16 protein-coding genes are annotated in these 16979 nt (G+C 71.5%); 10 read left to right on the top strand and 6 right to left on the bottom strand.

Annotated features, from left to right (window positions below; genetic code table 11):
* Positions 1–24 precede the first annotated feature (24 nt).
* The 3 genes from JAN01S_RS02525 to JAN01S_RS02515 are packed head-to-tail and all read left to right on the top strand — an operon-like array spanning position 25 to position 2824.
* Complete coding sequence (locus JAN01S_RS02525) at positions 25–1128, top strand: adenylate/guanylate cyclase domain-containing protein (protein WP_068313178.1); 1104 nt, start codon at positions 25–27, stop codon at positions 1126–1128.
* A 23-nt stretch (positions 1129–1151) separates the two neighbouring features.
* The gene (locus tag JAN01S_RS02520; RefSeq protein WP_068313175.1) at positions 1152–1820 is read left to right on the top strand and encodes a response regulator transcription factor; all 669 of its coding nucleotides are present in this window, start codon (positions 1152–1154) and stop codon (positions 1818–1820) included.
* Complete coding sequence (locus JAN01S_RS02515) at positions 1817–2824, top strand: sensor histidine kinase (RefSeq protein ID WP_068313172.1); 1008 nt, start codon at positions 1817–1819, stop codon at positions 2822–2824. The genes JAN01S_RS02520 and JAN01S_RS02515 overlap by 4 nt, the downstream gene beginning before the upstream one ends.
* Before the next feature lie 4 nt (positions 2825–2828).
* On the opposite strand, the gene JAN01S_RS02510 is transcribed toward JAN01S_RS02515, so the two are convergent.
* Positions 2829–3371 (bottom strand): GtrA family protein, encoded by a 543-nt coding sequence (locus tag JAN01S_RS02510; RefSeq protein ID WP_068313168.1) that lies wholly within the window; start codon positions 3369–3371, stop codon positions 2829–2831.
* A 53-nt stretch (positions 3372–3424) separates the two neighbouring features.
* Between JAN01S_RS02510 and JAN01S_RS02505 the strand changes: the two genes are divergently transcribed.
* Complete coding sequence (locus JAN01S_RS02505; RefSeq protein WP_068313165.1) at positions 3425–4597, top strand: 5-(carboxyamino)imidazole ribonucleotide synthase; 1173 nt, start codon at positions 3425–3427, stop codon at positions 4595–4597.
* Positions 4594–5124 carry a 5-(carboxyamino)imidazole ribonucleotide mutase gene (gene purE / locus JAN01S_RS02500; protein ID WP_068313163.1) on the top strand — a complete coding sequence of 177 codons (531 nt, stop codon included), beginning with the start codon at positions 4594–4596 and terminating at the stop codon, positions 5122–5124. Before JAN01S_RS02505 ends, purE begins: the two co-directional genes overlap by 4 nt.
* Positions 5125–5146: 22 nt before the next feature.
* Here purE and JAN01S_RS02495 read toward each other — a convergent pair whose 3' ends face one another.
* On the bottom strand, positions 5147–5599 hold the full coding sequence (locus JAN01S_RS02495; protein WP_068313161.1) for a CoA-binding protein: 453 nt from the start codon (positions 5597–5599) through the stop codon (positions 5147–5149).
* Positions 5600–5721: 122 nt separating this feature from the next.
* Here JAN01S_RS02495 and JAN01S_RS02490 point away from each other — a divergent pair, with 122 nt between their 5' ends.
* Positions 5722–6897, top strand: coding sequence for a nucleotide sugar dehydrogenase (locus tag JAN01S_RS02490; protein ID WP_157075561.1), 1176 nt, complete (start codon positions 5722–5724; stop codon positions 6895–6897).
* 78 nt (positions 6898–6975) lie between these two features.
* Positions 6976–8154 carry an acyl-CoA dehydrogenase family protein gene (locus JAN01S_RS02485; protein WP_275888025.1) on the top strand — a complete coding sequence of 393 codons (1179 nt, stop codon included), beginning with the start codon at positions 6976–6978 and terminating at the stop codon, positions 8152–8154.
* 250 nt (positions 8155–8404) lie between these two features.
* Here JAN01S_RS02485 and JAN01S_RS02480 read toward each other — a convergent pair whose 3' ends face one another.
* Both JAN01S_RS02480 and JAN01S_RS17480 read right to left on the bottom strand, forming a co-directional pair.
* Positions 8405–9265: a 3-hydroxybutyryl-CoA dehydrogenase gene (locus JAN01S_RS02480; RefSeq protein ID WP_084359961.1), complete on the bottom strand. Its 861-nt coding sequence runs from the start codon at positions 9263–9265 to the stop codon at positions 8405–8407.
* A gap of 56 nt (positions 9266–9321) precedes the next feature.
* Positions 9322–10704, bottom strand: coding sequence for an LCP family protein (locus JAN01S_RS17480; protein WP_244884731.1), 1383 nt, complete (start codon positions 10702–10704; stop codon positions 9322–9324).
* 93 nt (positions 10705–10797) lie between these two features.
* Between JAN01S_RS17480 and JAN01S_RS02470 the strand changes: the two genes are divergently transcribed.
* Positions 10798–11778, top strand: coding sequence for a glycosyltransferase family 2 protein (locus JAN01S_RS02470; protein ID WP_280513168.1), 981 nt, complete (start codon positions 10798–10800; stop codon positions 11776–11778).
* Positions 11779–11795: 17 nt separating this feature from the next.
* Entirely contained in the window at positions 11796–13946 is a 2151-nt protein-coding gene (locus JAN01S_RS02465; protein WP_068313153.1) for a SpoIID/LytB domain-containing protein, read from the top strand.
* 102 nt (positions 13947–14048) lie between these two features.
* On the opposite strand, the gene JAN01S_RS02460 is transcribed toward JAN01S_RS02465, so the two are convergent.
* Positions 14049–14687: a 3-oxoacid CoA-transferase subunit B gene (locus tag JAN01S_RS02460; protein ID WP_068313151.1), complete on the bottom strand. Its 639-nt coding sequence runs from the start codon at positions 14685–14687 to the stop codon at positions 14049–14051.
* A 1-nt stretch (position 14688) separates the two neighbouring features.
* Positions 14689–15495 (bottom strand): CoA transferase subunit A, encoded by an 807-nt coding sequence (locus tag JAN01S_RS02455; protein WP_068313149.1) that lies wholly within the window; start codon positions 15493–15495, stop codon positions 14689–14691.
* A 291-nt stretch (positions 15496–15786) separates the two neighbouring features.
* On the opposite strand from JAN01S_RS02455, the gene JAN01S_RS02450 reads away from it, so the two are divergent.
* The coding region (locus JAN01S_RS02450; RefSeq protein ID WP_169797149.1) for a peptidoglycan-binding domain-containing protein at positions 15787–16979 on the top strand (1193 nt) is incomplete at its 3' end.

Raw genomic sequence — 16979 nt, 5'->3', positions numbered from 1 at the left:
GCCCGTCCCAGACCGACCCCGGAGGTGCCGTTGTCCGACGACGCGACCCACGGCCTCCCCACCGACGCCACCCCCGACGACGCCGGCGAAGCCGTCGCCGGCCTCCCCGGCGACGTCGAGGCCGGCCTCGAGCTCTTCGAGCGCGCACTCCTCGGCCGGCCGGCGTCGATGGGCCGGCGCGAGGTCTCCCGCGAGGCGGGGGTCTCGATCCGCTCGGCCCGCAAGTTCTGGCACGCCATGGGCTTCCCCATCGTCCACGAGGGCGACACGATGTTCACCGAGGCCGATCTCGAGGCACTCAGCCGCGTGGCGGCGATGGTGCGCGAGGAGGGGCTGCCCGAGGACTTCGCCCTGTCGATGACCCGCGCCATCGCGCGGACCATGGACCGGCTGGCGGCCTGGCAGGTGCAGCTCGTCAGCGAGGAGGTCGGCCGGATACGACGCGGCGAGGTGAGCGACGAGCCGCCCGAGGGCGACAACGAGGCCGCCGCCGCGTGGATGACCTCGCTCATCGACGAGCTCGAGCCGCTCGTCGTCTACGTCTGGCGTCGCCAGCTGACGGCGTCGATCCAGCGGCTGCTCACGGTCGAGGACGACAGCACCCGGGCGTCGATCATCGGCTTCGCCGACCTGGTCAACTTCACCTCCGTCGTGCGGCGCCTCACCGAGCGCGACCTGGCCCGGATGGTGCAGCGCTTCGAGGACCTGTGCACCGACGTCGTGACCGCCCACGGCGGGCGCGTGGTCAAGACCGTCGGTGACGAGGTGCTCTTCCAGACCTTCGACGTCGCGCCCGCGGCCGCCATCGCGCTCGACCTCGTCGAGGCGATGAGCGAGGACGACCTGCTCCCCTCGGCGCGCGTCGGCATGGCCCACGGTCCCGTGGTGCGCCGGCTCGGGGACGTCTTCGGCACGACGGTCAACCGCGCCAGTCGCCTCACCGCCGCCGCACCCCCGGGCGGGGTCTTCGTCGATGACGCCCTCGCCCGACTGCTCGAGCCGCTCAGCGGATTCTCCACACTGCCGACCCGGCCCCGTGCGCTGCGTGGCATCGGTGAGGTCGTGCCCAGCCGGCTCGTCCGGGTCACGGGTGTCCGGCGCTCCCGCGATGTCACCGCGCACGTCTGAGGAACAGTTCCTATGATCCGACCATGACCCGAGTGCTGCTGGCCGAGGACGACACCGCCATCTCCGACCCATTGGCGCGGGCCCTCATCCGCGAGGGATACGAGGTGACCGTCCACGAGGACGGACGCGACGCGCTCGACTCCGCCCTCGGCACCCCGCCCGACCTGCTCGTCCTGGACCTCGGTCTGCCGACCCTCGACGGGCTCGAGGTGTGCCGCCGGCTGCGCGCGACCGGCTCCGACGTGCCGGTGCTCGTCCTCACCGCTCGCGCCGACGAGGTCGACACGGTCGTCGGGCTCGACGCGGGCGCCGACGACTACGTCACCAAGCCCTTCCGGCTCGCCGAGCTCATGGCCCGCGTGCGCGCGCTGCTGCGCCGCCGCAGCGACGACCCGGTCGAGCCGACCGGCCCGCTGCGCATCGACCTCGACAGCCGCCGCGTGTGGTTCCACGGGGACGAGCTGTCGCTCACCGCCAAGGAGTTCGCCGTCCTCAGCGTGCTGGTGCGCGAGACCGGCCGGGTCGTCACCCGCGAGCAGCTCATGGGCGAGGTATGGGAGACCGAGTGGTACGGCTCGACCAAGGCCCTCGACATGCACATCTCCGTCCTGCGCCGCAAGCTCGGTGACGACGTCTCCGATCCGCGGCACATCGCCACCGTCCGGGGCGTCGGGTTCCGCTTCGACTCGTGACCTACACGAGTCACGTCCACCGCGTGGTGGCCGCCGCCGTCGTCGGCTCCGCGGTCGTCACGGCGCTGGTCCTGGGCGTGGTCGCGGTCGCCGCCACCGGCTCGCAGGGCGTGCGGGTGCTCGGCATCGACCTGCTTGCGTGGATCCTCATCGCCCCCGCGCTCGGGGTGGCGCTCGTCGGCGGACTGGCCCTCGTGGTCGTGCGGGTCATCGACGCCCGCCGGGCCCGGGGCATGGACTACATCCGCGACCAGGTCGTCGCCATCCGTGACGGCGGTGGCGCGCTGCCCCGGACGATGGTCGGGCTCGACGACGTCGACACCGTGGCCGGTGACGTGGCGCGGCTCGCCGGCGAGCTGGCGCAGGAGCGCGCCATGGACCGCGACTTCGCCGCCGATGCCTCGCACCAGCTGCGCACCCCGCTCACGGCGCTGCTCATGCGCCTGGAGGAGATCGGCCAGACCGACGACCTCGCGGTCGTGCGGGACGAGGCGGCCGTCGCGGTCACCCAGGTCGAGCGGCTCACCGGCGTCATCGACACGATGCGCACCCGCTCGAAGGAGGAGAAGGCGCAGCTGCCCGAGATCTCCCTCGACTCCGTCCTCGCGGGGCTCCAGCGCGAGTACCAGCCGGCCTTCACGGCCGCCCACCGCACGATGCGCGTCGAGGGCCCGCCCGGCCTCGCCGTGCGCGCGGCCCCGATGGACCTGGCGCAGATCCTGCAGATCCTCATCGAGAACTCCCTCGACCACGGCGCCGGCCGCGTGGAGATCGAGATGCGCAGCTCCGGGGGATCGGTGGTCATCGAGGTGAGTGACGAAGGGGAGGGCGTGCCCGCGGCGATCGCCCCCCACATCTTCGAGCGCTCGGTGACCTCTCACGGGTCCGGCCTCGGGCTGGGGCTGGCCCGCCAGCTCGCCGAGCGCAACGGCGGACGCCTGGAGCTCGTGAGTGCCCAGCCGGCGGTCTTCGCCGCCTTCCTCTCCGGCCCCGGGAGCCGATGACCGGTCAGGCTGCCGGAGGCTCCTCGTGCTCGTGCGCCAGGGGTGAGGTGTCCTCGTCCATCGGCTCGTTGGCGAAGACGAAGCGGCGGTAAGTCCAGAAGCGGAAGAGCGTGCCGAGCCCGATGCCGATGACGGTCGCGATGTTGTCGGCCAGGCGCGAGGTGAAGTCGAGGCCGTAGTGCGAGATGACGAGGCACAGCGTCGAGATGATCAGCGCCAGCCCGTTGACGACGAAGAAGAGGGTGACCTCGTGGTGCACCGGCCGCGAGCGGCGGTGGGCGAAGGTCCAGCTGCGGTTGCCGAACCACGCGAAGAGGGTGGCCGCGACACCGCTGAGGATGCGGGCCGTCGTCACCTTGTCCTCGAGGACGGTGTGGGTCAGCAGGTTCATGCCGCCGAGGTCGATGACGAAGGACAGCGCGCCGATGACCCCGAACTTCGCGATCTCGTGCCAGACGGTGTCGACGATCCCGGCCAGCCCACCTCGACGGGGTGTCGACGAGGTGCCGGCAGGGGCGTCTGGGGTGGCTTCGGTGGGTTCGGGCATCCCGAGCAGCGTAATCGTGGGTGGCCGGATTCGGTGCAACGTATCCTCGGCACGTGTCGATCCCCCCACGTGCCCCCGGAGGTTTTCCCGTCGTCGGTGTCATCGGCGGTGGTCAGCTCGCGCGGATGTGCGCCGGTCCCGCTGCCGAGCTCGGCGTGACGCTGGCCGTGCTGGCGGAGGCGCCCGATGCCTCGGCCGCGCTCGTGACCCCCTTCGCCCCGGTCGGTGACCACACCGACGTCGCGACCGTCCGCGAGTTCGCGCGCCACTGCGATGTCGTCACCTTCGACCACGAGCACGTGCCCGCCGGCGTCATCGACGCACTGCTCGCCGACGGCGTCGCCGTCCACCCCGGGCCGAAGGCCCTGCTGCACGCGCAGGACAAGCTCGTCATGCGCGCGGCCCTCACCGATGCCGGACTGCCGTGCCCACGCTGGGCGGCGGCCTCCACCGAGGCTGATGTCACCGCCTTCGCCGACGAGGTCGGGTGGCCGGTGGTCGTCAAGACCCCCCGGGGCGGCTACGACGGGAAGGGGGTGCTGCTCGCCTCGTCCGTCGAGGACGTGCGCACCTGGCTCACGGCCGCGAGCCAGCGCGGCGAGCAGCTGCTGCTCGAGGCGCGCGTCCCCTTCGTGCGCGAGCTCTCGGTGCTCCTCGCCCGCAGCCCGTCGGGGCAGGCGGCGGCGTGGCCGGTCGTCGAGACCGTGCAGACCGACGGCATCTGCACCGAGGTCATCGCGCCCGCACCCGACCTGGACCCCGACGCCGCGCGGGCCGCGACGGTCATCGGCCTGGACATCGCCGCGACCCTCGGCGTCACCGGGGTCATGGCGGTCGAGCTCTTCGAGCTGTCCGACGGGTCGGTCGTCGTCAACGAGCTGGCGATGCGGCCGCACAACTCGGGCCACTGGAGCATGGACGGTGCGGTGACCGGGCAGTTCGAGCAGCACCTGCGGGCCGTCCTCGACCTCCCGCTCGGCTCGCCCCGGGCCCGGGAGCCGTGGACCGTCATGGGCAATGTGCTCGGCGGCGAGCACGCCGACCTGTACCCGACCTACCGCCACCTCATGGCCCGCGACCCGGAGCTCAAGGTGCACCTCTACGGCAAGTCCGTGCGCCCGGGCCGCAAGATCGGCCACGTCAACGTCAGCGGCAGCGACCTCGCGGACCTGCGCGAGCGGGCCCGGCACGCCGCCGACTACATCCAGGGAGTGATCACCGAATGACCTCGTCCACCAACCCCGCACCCCGCGTCGGCCTCGTCATGGGCAGCGACAGCGACTGGCCGACGATGGAGGCCGCGGCCGCCGTCCTCGACGAGTTCGGTGTGCCCTTCGAGGCCGATGTCGTCTCCGCGCACCGCATGCCGACCGAGATGATCACCTACGGGCAGCAGGCCGCCGGGCGCGGCCTGCGCGTCATCATCGCGGGGGCCGGGGGAGCGGCCCACCTGCCGGGCATGCTCGCCTCGGTCACCACGCTCCCCGTCGTCGGCGTGCCGGTGCCGCTCACGCACCTCGACGGCATGGACTCGCTGCTGTCCATCGTCCAGATGCCCGCCGGGATCCCCGTGGCCACGATGGCCGTGGGCGGGGCCCGCAACGCCGGCCTGATGGCCGTGCGCATGCTCGCCGCCGGCGAGGGGGAGGAGGCGGAGCGGCTGCGACAGGCGCTCGCGGACTTCGCCGCGGACCTCGGTGCCCAGGCGCACGCGAAGGGGGAGCGGCTGCGCCGGCAGGTCGCCGGGAGCTGATCCCCCTTCGTCCCCCGGAGGGTCAGCGCGAGGCGCCCTCGTTGCGCAGCTGGCGCCACTCGATCTTGGGGCAGGTGTCCATGACGACGAGCAGACCGGCCTCGCGGGCCCGGTCGGCCGCGGCCGGGTCGGAGACACCGAGCTGCATCCAGATCGCGTCGATGTGCAGGCGGTCCTTGTTGGCGATCGCCTCGTCGACGACCGCGCCGACGTGCTCGGAGCTGACGAAGAGGTCGATCACCTTGACGTCGCCGTCCGGGATGTCGCTGATCGTCGCGTAGCCCTGGTCCCCGTCGACGGTCTCGGCATCGGGGTGCACAGGGATGATCGCCTTGTGCATCTCGTGCTTGAGCCACCGCGCGACGCGGTGTGCGTCCCGCTCGGTGTTGTTGCTCAGGCCGACGACCACCCAGGTCCCCGGGTCGGCGATGAGGCGACGCATGGTCTCGGTGTCGTTCTTGTGGGTGAGGCTCATGGGTCCATCCAACGCTCCCGCGACGCGGGAAGCAATGGGCCACGCCCGGCCACCTTCCGGTGCAGCGGCCGCGTGTGGGACATAATGCGGGAGTCCATCCGACCCCCGCACCGAGGAATCCCGTGACCACCAAGATCGCCGTCGTCGGGACGGGCTACGTCGGCCTGTCCATGGCCGTCCTGCTCGCCCAGCACAACGAAGTCGTGGGGTTCGACATCGACGCCGGGCGCGTCGAGATGCTCAACTCCGGGACCAGCCCCATCCACGACGAGGAGATCATCGACTTCCTCGCCCACCGCGACCTGGACCTGCGCTTCACCCTCGACAAAGCCGACGCGTACACCGGTGCCGACTTCGTCGTCATCGCCACGCCCACGGACTACGACCCGGACACCAACTACTTCAACACCTCGACCGTCGAGGGCGTCGTGCGCGACGTCATGCAGACCAACCCCGACGCGGTCATGGTCATCAAGTCCACGATCCCGGTCGGGTTCACCGCCGCCACCCGCGCCGCGCTGGGCACCGACAACCTGATCTTCAGCCCGGAGTTCCTGCGCGAGGGCAAGGCCCTGCAGGACAACCTGCACCCCAGCCGTATCGTCGTCGGCGAGGTCAGCGACCGGGCCCAGCGCTTCGCCGACCTGCTGCTGCAGGGCGCCGAGTCCGACGACGCGCCGGTGCTGCTGACCGACTCCACCGAGGCCGAGGCGATCAAGCTGTTCGCCAACACCTACCTGGCGATGCGGGTGGCCTACTTCAACGAGCTCGACACCTTCGCCGCCCGGCACGGTCTCAACACCCGCCAAATCATCGACGGCGTCGGCCTGGACCCGCGCATCGGGCACCACTACAACAACCCCTCGTTCGGGTACGGCGGCTACTGCCTGCCCAAGGACACCAAGCAGCTGCTGGCCAACTACGAGGACGTCCCGCAGAACCTCATGCAGGCCATCGTCGACTCCAACCGCACCCGCAAGGACTTCGTCGCCGAGGACATCCTGCGCCGCAACCCCAAGGTCGTCGGCGTCCACCGCCTGATCATGAAGGCCGGCTCGGACAACTTCCGCGCCTCCTCCATCCAAGGGATCATGAAGCGCCTGAAGGGCAAGGGCGTCGAGGTCATCATCTTCGAGCCCGAGCTGCACGAGGAGACCTTCTTCGGCTCCCGCGTGCTGCGCGACGCCGAGGCCTTCAAGCGCGAGGCCGACGTCATCATCGCCAACCGCCGCACCCCCGACCTCGAGGACGTCGCCGACAAGGTCTACACCCGCGACCTCTTCGGCACCGACTCCTGACCCACGCCACGCGCTGCACGGGTGCCGTGGTTGAACACCTGTGCAGCGCGGGTGTGCAGTCGCGGTAGCATCCGGCACGTGAGCGCCAACCCTGACTTCGACATGTTCCGCACCTCCGAGGACCACGAGGCGATCCGCGAGGCCGTCCGGGCCGTCGCGGAGGCGAAGATCAAGCCCTTCGCCGCCGAGGTCGACGAGGAGTCCCGCTTCCCGCGGGAGGCCAACGAGGCCCTCATCGCCAGTGACTTCCACGCGGCGCACGTGGCCGAGGAGCACGGTGGCGTCGGCGCGGACGCACTCGCCGTCTGCATCATCATCGAGGAGGTCGCGCGGGTCTGCGCGTCGTCCTCGCTGATCCCGGCCGTCAACAAGCTCGGCTCGATGCCGGTGATCCTCGGTGGCTCCGAGGAGATCAACGCGCGCTACATGCCGCGTCTGGCGAAGGGGGAGGGCTTCAGCTACGGCCTGTCCGAGCGTGAGGCCGGCTCCGACACCGCCGGCATGAAGTGCAAGGCCACCCGCACCGGCGACGACTGGGTGCTCAACGGCCAGAAGGCGTGGATCACCAACGCCGGTGAGTCCGAGCTCTACACCGTCCTGGCCGTCACCGACCCCGACGGCCCCCGTGGCAACAACATCTCGGCCTTCGTCGTCGAGAAGTCCGACGAGGGCTTCGGCTTCTCGGAGAAGGAGCGCAAGCTCGGCATCAAGGGCAGCCCCACGCGTGAGCTGCACTTCGACAACTGCCGCATCCCCGGCGACCGCCTCGTCGGCGCGGAGGGGGAGGGGCTGAAGATCGCGCTGCGCACCCTCGACCACACCCGGGTCACCATCGGTGCCCAGGCCGTCGGCATCGCCCAGGGCGCCCTCGACGAGGCCCTGGCCTATGTCAAGGAGCGCAAGCAGTTCGGCAAGAACATCGCCGAGTTCCAGGGCATCCAGTTCATGCTCGCCGACATGGCCATGGAGCTCGAGGCCGCCCGCCAGATGGTCTACGTCGCCGCGGCCAAGTCCGAGCGCCACGACGCGGACCTGTCCTTCTTCGGTGCCGCGGCCAAGGCCTTCGCCTCCGACGTCGCGATGAAGGTGACGACCGACGCCGTCCAGCTGCTCGGTGGCGCCGGCTACACCCGCGACTTCCCGCTCGAGCGGATGATGCGCGACGCCAAGATCACCCAGATCTACGAGGGCACCAACCAGGTCCAGCGCATCGTCATGGCCCGTCAGCTGCTCAAGGGCATCCCCGCCGCCCGCTGACCTCCCCCCCCATCGTCAGCCCGGCCCGGCCGGGGTGATCCCGCCGCCACACGGGCTGGGCCTGCGCACCGAAAAGTCCGGACCGCTTCGCGCGTACCTCACGCCGCGCAGGCAGTCCGGACTTTTCTTTGATGCGCGCAGACCCACCCCGTGCGTCGGCTCCTGCCCGGCCGCCGGGCAGGTGAGGTCACATGCGTGCCGCGGCGACCCGCCAAGCCCACCGAGCGGGCCGTGCCGGGACGAAGGAAGCTCAGGCGTCGTAGGTGTAGAAGCCGCGCCCAGCCTTGCGGCCGAGCAGGCCGGCGTCGACCATCCGCTGCAGCAGCGGCGGGGGTGCGTAGAGCGGCTCCTTGAACTCCTCGTACAGCGACTGGGCCACGGCCATCGTCGTGTCGAGGCCGATGAGGTCGGCCAGGGCGAGCGGACCCTGCGGGTGCGCGGCGCCCAGGACGAAGCCCTGGTCGATGTCCTCGGCGGTGGCGAAGCCGGACTCGTACATCCGGATGGCGCTGAGGATGAAGGGGATGAGCAGGCTGTTGACGACGAAGCCGGCGCGGTCCTGGCAGATGATGGCGTGCTTGCCCAGCTCCCCGTCGACGTAGGCGCGGGCGCGCTCGGTGGTCTCCTCAGCCGTCATGAGCGAGGGGACGAGCTCGACGAGCTTGAGGACCGGCACCGGGTTGAAGAAGTGCACGCCCAGCACGTTGGAGGGGCGCTTGGTGACGGTCGCGAGCTTCATGATCGGGATGGAGCTGGTGTTGGACGCGAGGATGGCGTCCGGGCTCTCCACGATCTCGTCGAGCTGCTTGAAGAGCGCGACCTTGGCGCCCTCGTCCTCGACGATCGCCTCGACGACCATGTCGCGGTCGGCGAGTTCGGTCATGTCGGTGACGACCCGGATGCGCTCGAGCACGGCGTCGGCGCTGTCGAGCCGACCGCGCTCCTCCGCGCGACGCAGGGACTTCGCCAGTCGGCCCCGACCGGCGTCGGCGCGCTGCTGGTCCGACTCGACGACGACGACGTCGGAGCCCGCGCGGGCGCACACCTCGGCGATGCCGGCGCCCATGAGGCCGCATCCCACGACCCCGATCCTGTGCAACGTGTTGTCCATGGACCGAACGATAGGTGGATGTGACCCGCTGCACAGCATCGGGTCGGTCGCCCCGGTCAGGAGTCGTCGGGCTCGATGGTGATCGGCTCGTTGTTCTTCAGGGCGTCGAAGAGCTGCGTGGACTTCGCCTCGTCCCACTCCACGGCGGTGCCGGAGGCGGTCGGCAGCGCATTGTTGGAGATCGGCACGGTCACCGAGTTGCCCTCACCCTTGGCGATGCTGCGGAAGGCCCAGAAGGCGCGCGCGGTCCCGAGGAGCGAATCGTCCTCGCCCACGGTGAGTGCGCCGGCGGTCTCCTTGCCGAGTGAGTTGACCTTCCACGGCTGGAGCAGGTTGCCGGGGGTGACGAGCTTGCCCATGAGCGCGCCGAGGAACTGCCGTTGGCGCTTGGCCCGCCCGAGGTCGCCCTCGGGGTCGGAGTAGCGGGCTCGCACGTACCCCAGGGCGTTCTTGCCGTCGAGGACCTGGCAGCCCTTCTTGAGGTTGATGTGGGCCTTGTCGTCGTCCATGTCGTTCTTGACGCAGATGTTGACGCCGCCGACGGCATCGACGACGGTCGCGAAGCCCCCGAAACCGATCTCCATGTAGCCGTCGATCTTCAACCCCGTGTTGTGCTCGATGGTCTGGGTGAGCAGCTTGGGCCCGCCGATGCTGAACGAGGCGTTGATCTTGTTCATCCCCTGGCCGGGGATCTCGACCCAGGAGTCGCGCGGGATCGACAGCAGGGTCGACTTGTCGCCTCCGGTGTGCAGCACGAGGATCGAGTCGGTGCGGGCCCCGCCGGTGTCCTTGCCGGTCCCGAGACGGTTCTGCTCCTCGGGCGTGAGGCCGGCGCGCGAGTCGCTCCCGACGAGCAGGACATTGCGGCCGTCGCTGTCGGGGCGCTCGCCGTCGGGCGTCGCGTCGACGCGGGCGACCTCGTTCCACGCGGAGTTCACGGCCCACGCCATGCTGCCGCCCCACAGGAGCAGCAGGACGAGGACGACGGTGAGCAGGGTGCGCAGCGGCCGGCGTCGGCGCGGAGCCGACCCGCCGCCGCGCGGTCCCGGACGACGAGGGCCTCCCGACCCGGGTGGCGGGGTGCGGCGCTGCGGGCGGTCGGGGGAGGGGCGCGATGGGGGAGTCCCGGCCGGCATGACCCGCGTGCGGGGCTCCTCGGCGGGGCGACGCGAACCCGATGCCCGACCGGGAGCGCCGGCCGCGCGCGGTCGGGGGCGCTGGCCCCCTTCGGCGGGCCGTCGCTGGCCCCCTTCGGCAGGTCGGCGCTGACCCCCTTCGGCAGGCCGCTGCGGCCGCTCACGCTTGCCCGTGGGGATGGCGCGCGCGTCGTCCCCGCCCCGGCGGCCCTTGCGCATGTCGAGGGTCATCGCCTCGTCGGAGCCGCGGCCGGTGGGACGGTCGCCGGCGGGCCGACGGGGACGCTGGGGACGATCAGGCATGCCCCGCAGGATAGGAGCAAAGCCTGCGCCTGCGCCGGACGAACGCGGCGAGTCCCGCGGATCCGGTGCGTGGCGCCCCTCATACTGGGGCCCGTGCATCCCCGCGTCAGTGTCGTCATGCCCGTCCTCAACGAGGCCAGGCACCTCGCCGACTCGGTGGCGATGGTGCTCGGCCAGGACTGGCCCGGCCCACTCGAGCTCGTGCTGGCGCTCGGTCCGTCGACCGACGGCACGGACGAGATCGCGGCTCGGCTGGCGGCCGCCGACCCCCGGGTGCGGACCGTGCCCAACCCGTCGGGCCGCACGCCCGACGGGCTCAACGCCGCGATCGGAGTGGCAGGCGGGGAGGTCATCGCCCGGGTCGACGCACACGCCGAGATCCCCGTCGACTACCTGAGCACGGCGGTCGCGACCCTCGAGGAGACGGGGGCGGACAACGTGGGCGGGATCATGGACGCCGTGGGGGTCAGCCCGCTCGAGCGCGCCATCGCCTGCGCGATGAAGAGCCCGCTCGGCGTCGGCGGCTCGCGCTTCCACGTCGGGGGTGGGGCCGGCGAGTCCGACACCGTCTACCTCGGGGTCTTCCGGCGCGCGGCGCTCGAGCGTGTGGGTGGCTATGACCCCCACTTCGCCCGGGCCCAGGACTGGGAGATGAACCACCGCATCCGCACGAGCGGCGGCCGGGTGTGGTTCACCCCGGAGCTCGTCGTCACCTACCGACCGCGCTCGAGCCTGCAGGCCCTCGCGGACCAGTACTTCAACTACGGCCGGTGGCGCCGGGTCGTCGCGCGGCTGCACCGTGGGACGGCCAATGTGCGCTACCTCGCCCCGCCGACGATGGTCGCCGGCACGCTCGCCGCGACCGCGCTCGGCGTCGTGTGGCGCCCCGCCTGGGTGGTCCCGGCCGGCTACGCGGCCGCCGTCACGGTCGGCGGGTGGATGATCTCGAAGGGGGAGGACCCGGCCGTGCGCGTGCGGGTCCCGGCCGCGATCGCCACGATGCACTGGTCGTGGGGCATCGGTTTCATCACGAGCCCCTCCAGTCTCTCGAGAGGTCTTCCCGGCGAGGGCTGAGCGGAGGACAATCCTCCATGAGCCCCATTCCGCCCCGTCGTGGTCGCGCCGCCGCGCTCCTCGCCGCGCTGTGCGCGCTCGCCACCGCGCTCGCGCTGGCGCCGGGGACGAGCGCCCGTCCCGCCGCCGCGCCGGGCCGGGTGGCAGGGGCCTCGGCCACCGGCCCCTGGTCCTTCAGCGGCAACGGCTTCGGCCACGGCGTCGGCATGAGCCAGTACGGCGCGCTCGCCCAGGCCAAGGCCGGCCGCAACGCGAGCCAGATCCTGCGCTCCTACTACTCCGGGACGACCTACGACCAGGTCACCGACAACCGGACGATCCGGGTCAACATCGTGCGCGGCCGCAGCTCGCAGACGATCGCCGGGACCTCGCGGGCGAGCGGAGGCGGCACGCTGACGGTGACCGCCGGATCGAGCACGATGCGCGCCGCGGCCGGTGCGGCTGTCTCCGTGCGCCGCAGTGGCTCCTCGGTCACCGCGTCGTGCTCTTCGTGCTCGCCGACGTCCGTGACGGGCGGCTCGGTCCGGGTCACCTGGGACGAGTCACGCACGGACCTGACCCTGTCCGGCAAGAGGTACCGGCACGCCCCCTTCGTCGTCACGCCCACGCCCGGCGCGTCCACGATCGAGGGCGTCCTGCACCTGCGGCTGTCCGACGAGTACCTCGACCAGGTGCGCGAGGTGCCGTGGGGATGGCCGGCGGCAGCACTGCAGGCCCAGGCCGCCGCGGCCCGCGCCTACGCCCTGCGCAAGGTCGCCGCCGGCGTCCGGGCGGAGTGTGCGTGCCACGTCCAGGGCGGCGTGACCGACCAGGTCTACGGTCCCGTCCCGGTGGGCAGCGCGGCGACCGGATGGTCGGCCTGGCGGGCTGCGGTCGCCGCCGGTGGCAGCTCGACGACGGGGTACGTGCCCCGCTACGGGGGGCGGGTCATCGAGGCCCTGTACTCGTCCTCCTCCGGTGGTCACACGGTCAACAACGAGGACTTCTGGGGCGGGACGCCGGTGCCGTACCTGCGTGGGGTCCCCGACCCCTGGAGCACCACGGCCGACAACCCCCGCCGGGCGTGGACGTCGTCGGTCACCTCGGCGCAGCTCGCCGACGCCTTCGACCTGCCCGACGTGGCCTCTCTCGACCTGTCGGAGCGCACGAGCGCGACGAGCGTCCGCTACGCGAGGGCGACATCGGCGGCCGGGACGACCCACACCCTGCGCGGCGACGAGATGCGCCGCGCGCTCGGGTTGTCGTCGGCGGCCATCCACCGTCCGACCGACCGGATCTCCGGCTCCTACCCGCCCGAACTCGCCGTCGCATCCGCCCGTGCGGTGCCGCTCAGCGCCGACACCGTCGTCATCGCGAGCATGTACGAGGAGGACATCGCCCACCTGGTCATGGCCCGTCCGCTCGCCGGCGCGCTGCGGGCGCCCCTCCTGCTGAGCGGCAACGCCCGTCTGGCCGGTGCGACGCGTCGTGAGCTCGACCGGCGTGGCTCTGCCATCACGCGCGCCTACGTCGTCGCCGGCGCCCCGATGGTGGGGTCCGAGGTCATCCGCGAGCTGCGGGCCCGCGGGATCACCGTGACGCGGGTGGGACTGAGCGACAAGGACTACACGTCCGCAGCCGTGGTCGACCTCATGGCCCGCACCGGGACGATCACCCGGGTCGGGGTCGCCACCAGTTCGGCGACCCTCGAGGCCAGCGCCTTCTCGGCGGTGGCCGGCACCCGCCGCGAGCCCATCGTGTGGGCGACCTCCTGGGGAGTGGGGTGGCGCACGCTCGCGGCCCTCGACCGCGCCGGGGTGCGCACGGTCCGTGTGCTCGGGTCGACGCGCAAGGTCCCGCCGGCGGTCGAGGACGACCTGCGCGCGGCCGGACTCAACACCCAACGGTTCGGGGCCTCGACGTCGACCGAGGTCGCAGCCGACCTGGCCCGCTACTTCCGCCGCAGCTACCCGGGCGCCCGCGTGGTCCTCGCCCGGACCTCGTCGGGTCAGACGGTCGACCCGGTCCTGGCAGCGGGTCTCGGCGCTCCGGTGCTCATCGTCACCACGTCGGCGGCATGGCCGACCACGGGGCTCGTGCAGCGCAGTCCGCAGTGGCCCGCGGTGACCGCCTTCGGGTCGACGACCCGGGTGGGCTCGGGTGCGCTGACGCGGGTCCGGGACGCCTGACCCCGGCTGCCTGCGCAGACGACGACGTGCAGACGACGACGCGGGGCGCTCCGGCCGGAGCGCCCCGCGTCGTCCTGTCCTCGTGACAGGGATTCCCTCGCGTCAGTCGAGGTCGACGCGCAGCTCGGCGCCGGTGCGCTCGAGGACCTCCTCGGTGGTCACCCCGGGGGCCAGCTCACGCAGCACGAGACCGTCGTCGGTCACGTCGATGACGGCCAGGTCGGTGATGATCCGCTGGACGACACCCTTGCCCGTGAGGGGCAGGACGCACTCCTGCACGATCTTGTGCGAGCCGTCCTTGGCGACGTGCTCCATGAGGACGATGACCTTCTTGGCGCCGTGGACGAGGTCCATCGCGCCGCCCATGCCCTTGACCATCTTGCCGGGGATCATCCAGTTGGCGATGTCGCCGTTCTGCGCCACCTGCATCGCGCCGAGGATGGCGGCGTCGACCTTGCCGCCGCGGATCATGCCGAAGCTGGTCGCGGAGTCGAAGATCGAGGCCCCCTTGCGCAGGGTGACCGTCTCCTTGCCGGCGTTGATCAGGTCGGCGTCCACCGCGTCGTCGGTGGGGTAGGGGCCGACGCCCAGGATGCCGTTCTCCGACTGGAGCACGATCTCGACGTCCTCGGGGACGTAGTTGGGCACGAGCGTCGGCAGGCCGATGCCGAGGTTCACGTAGTCACCGTCGGACAGCTCGGCAGCGGCGCGGGCCGCCATCTCCTCGCGGGTGCGTGCCATGTCAGGCCTCCTTCTGGGTCGTGACGGTGCGCTTCTCGATGCGCTTGTCGGCGGCCTGCTCGGGGGTGAGCGCGACGACGCGCTGGACGTAGATGCCGGGGAGGTGGATCGAGTCCGGGTCGAGCTCGCCGGGCTCGACGAGCTCCTCGACCTCGGCGATGGTGACGCGGCCGGCCATGGCGCACAGGGGGTTGAAGTTGCGTGAGGTCGTGCGGAAGACGAGGTTGCCGTGGCGGTCGCCCTTCCAGGCGCGCACGAGGGCGAAGTCGGTCGCGATGGCCTCCTCGAGGACGAACTCGTGCTCCTCGGAGGTGGTCGTGCCGTCCGCCGCGCGGGAGGCGACGGCGAAGGTGCGCGTCTCCTTGGCGGGGGAGGCGACGGCGATCCCGCCGCTCTCGTCGTAGCGCCACGGCAGGCCGCCGTCGGCGATCTGGGTCCCCACGCCGGTGCGGGTCCAGAACCCGGCGATGCCGGCGCCGCCGGCACGCAGCTTCTCCGCCAGGGTGCCCTGGGGAGTCAGCTCGACCTCGAGCTCGCCCGAGAGGTACTGGCGGGCGAACTCCTTGTTCTCACCGACGTAGGAGGAGACCATGCGCCGGATCTGGCCGCCGGCGAGCAGGAGCCCCAGGCCCCAGTCGTCGACGCCGCAGTTGTTCGAGACGCACTCGAGGTCACGCACCCCCTTCGCTCGGAGCTGGGCGATGAGCACGCTCGGGATGCCACACAACCCGAATCCGCCCACGGCCAGAGTGGCGCCGTCGGGGATGTCCGCGACGGCCTCGGCTGGGGAGCTGACGACCTTGTCCATGGCGCCACCGTAGCCGTCTCCCGACGGTCCACCGGTGTGAGGGGAGGACATGGGTGGTCGGGGATGACGGGTCCGGAGCACATCTTCGGTGAGGCCGGGGGGCCGTGAGGCGCCAGCGGACGTGTGTGAACTACAGGGACGTAATTGCCCGGTGAGGCTGGCGTGTCTGGCGTGACTCATGGAATAAGAGTGACCGGCTGTGATGTCTGGGAGCGCTGTGACAAGTGTGACGAGATGGACCTGCCGCCCCGATCGGGTCCCCCTGCCCGCGTCCACACAAGGAGCAACCGCGTGTCTCGTTCCGTCCGCTTCGTCGGCGCCGCCCTCATCCCGGCCTTCACCCTGCCCCTCGCCGGGACCGCCACCGCTCGCAGCACCGCGGTTCCCCCGCCGCCGACGAACAGCAACCTGCCCAAGGACCTGGACGTCGCGTCGCCCTACATCCCGCAGTCCGTCTGCGACCCGTCGCCTAAGGAGGGCGTCACCGCCTTCGCGCGGTTGATGGCCAACCACTACGACGAGTTCAACTACGGCATCTCGCGGGCCTGCAACTACGGGCTGACCGAGCACTCCGAGGGCCGCGCCCTGGACTGGATGCTCAACGCCTACGACCCGCACGAGCGGGCTGTGGCCGACGGCGTCATCTCCTGGCTCCTCGCACCGGACTCCGAGGGGCGCCCCGCGGCGATGGCCCGGCGCTTCGGGATCATGTACATCATCTGGAACCGCCAGATCTGGGGGACGTACCAGATGGACGAGGGGTGGCGGGCGTACAACGGCGTCAGCCCCCACACCGACCACATCCACTTCAGCTTCAGCTGGGACGGCGCCATGAAGCGCACGTCCTGGTGGACCGGTGTGGCGTGGACGAGCGTGACGCGCACCCCGGGTGGTCCGAGCGTGCCGCTGCCCGACCCCGACAGCTACCCGACGCTGCGTGAGGGAGCCTCCGGCCCCGACGTGCAGCTGGCGCAGAAGGTCCTCGGCGTGAGCGCCGACGGCGTCTTCGGACCCGCGACGAAGTCGGCGCTGCGCACCTGGCAGAGCAAGAACGACGTCCCCGTCACCGGCGTCCTCGACCAGGCGACCTGGGACAAGATGGTCCAGAAGGGCGACATCCCCCCGCGTGGCGGTGACGGCGGCGGTGAGCTCGACACGTACCTGACGACGACGATCCGTCTCGGCTCGACGGGCGACTCCGTCAAGGCCCTGCAGCGGACGCTCGGCATCACGGCGGACGGTGCCTTCGGCTCCCAGACCGAAAAGGCGGTCAAGCAGTTCCAGGAGGACAAGGAGCTGAAGGCCGACGGTGTCGTCTCGCCGAACGTGTGGCGCGCGCTCGCCGGCCTGAGCTACACCAAGACGGCAGGGACCTCGAGCAACCCGCTCGAGCCGTACATGGACACCAAGATCCGCAAGGGTGACCGGGGTGCTGCCGTCAAGGCGGCCCAGCAGGTCGTGGGCGTGACCGCCGACGGGATCTT

The sequence above is a fragment of the Janibacter anophelis NBRC 107843 genome (genome assembly GCF_001570945.1).
Classification (GTDB): domain Bacteria; phylum Actinomycetota; class Actinomycetes; order Actinomycetales; family Dermatophilaceae; genus Janibacter; species Janibacter anophelis.
This window is presented reverse-complemented; position numbering and strand designations above follow the sequence as displayed.

What these genes read in the sequence shown, in the direction of transcription:
- JAN01S_RS02520 (WP_068313175.1), top strand. Translation starts at nt 1,152, where the DNA reads ATGACCCGAGTGCTGCTGGCCGAGGACGACACCGCCATCTCCGACCCA.
- JAN01S_RS17480 (WP_244884731.1), bottom strand. Translation starts at nt 10,704, where the DNA reads ATGCCTGATCGTCCCCAGCGTCCCCGTCGGCCCGCCGGCGACCGTCCC.
- JAN01S_RS02455 (WP_068313149.1), bottom strand. Translation starts at nt 15,495, where the DNA reads ATGGACAAGGTCGTCAGCTCCCCAGCCGAGGCCGTCGCGGACATCCCC.
- purE (WP_068313163.1), top strand. Translation starts at nt 4,594, where the DNA reads ATGACCTCGTCCACCAACCCCGCACCCCGCGTCGGCCTCGTCATGGGC.
- JAN01S_RS02465 (WP_068313153.1), top strand. Translation starts at nt 11,796, where the DNA reads ATGAGCCCCATTCCGCCCCGTCGTGGTCGCGCCGCCGCGCTCCTCGCC.
- JAN01S_RS02510 (WP_068313168.1), bottom strand. Translation starts at nt 3,371, where the DNA reads ATGCCCGAACCCACCGAAGCCACCCCAGACGCCCCTGCCGGCACCTCG.
- JAN01S_RS02460 (WP_068313151.1), bottom strand. Translation starts at nt 14,687, where the DNA reads ATGGCACGCACCCGCGAGGAGATGGCGGCCCGCGCCGCTGCCGAGCTG.
- JAN01S_RS02495 (WP_068313161.1), bottom strand. Translation starts at nt 5,599, where the DNA reads ATGAGCCTCACCCACAAGAACGACACCGAGACCATGCGTCGCCTCATC.
- JAN01S_RS02480 (WP_084359961.1), bottom strand. Translation starts at nt 9,265, where the DNA reads ATGGACAACACGTTGCACAGGATCGGGGTCGTGGGATGCGGCCTCATG.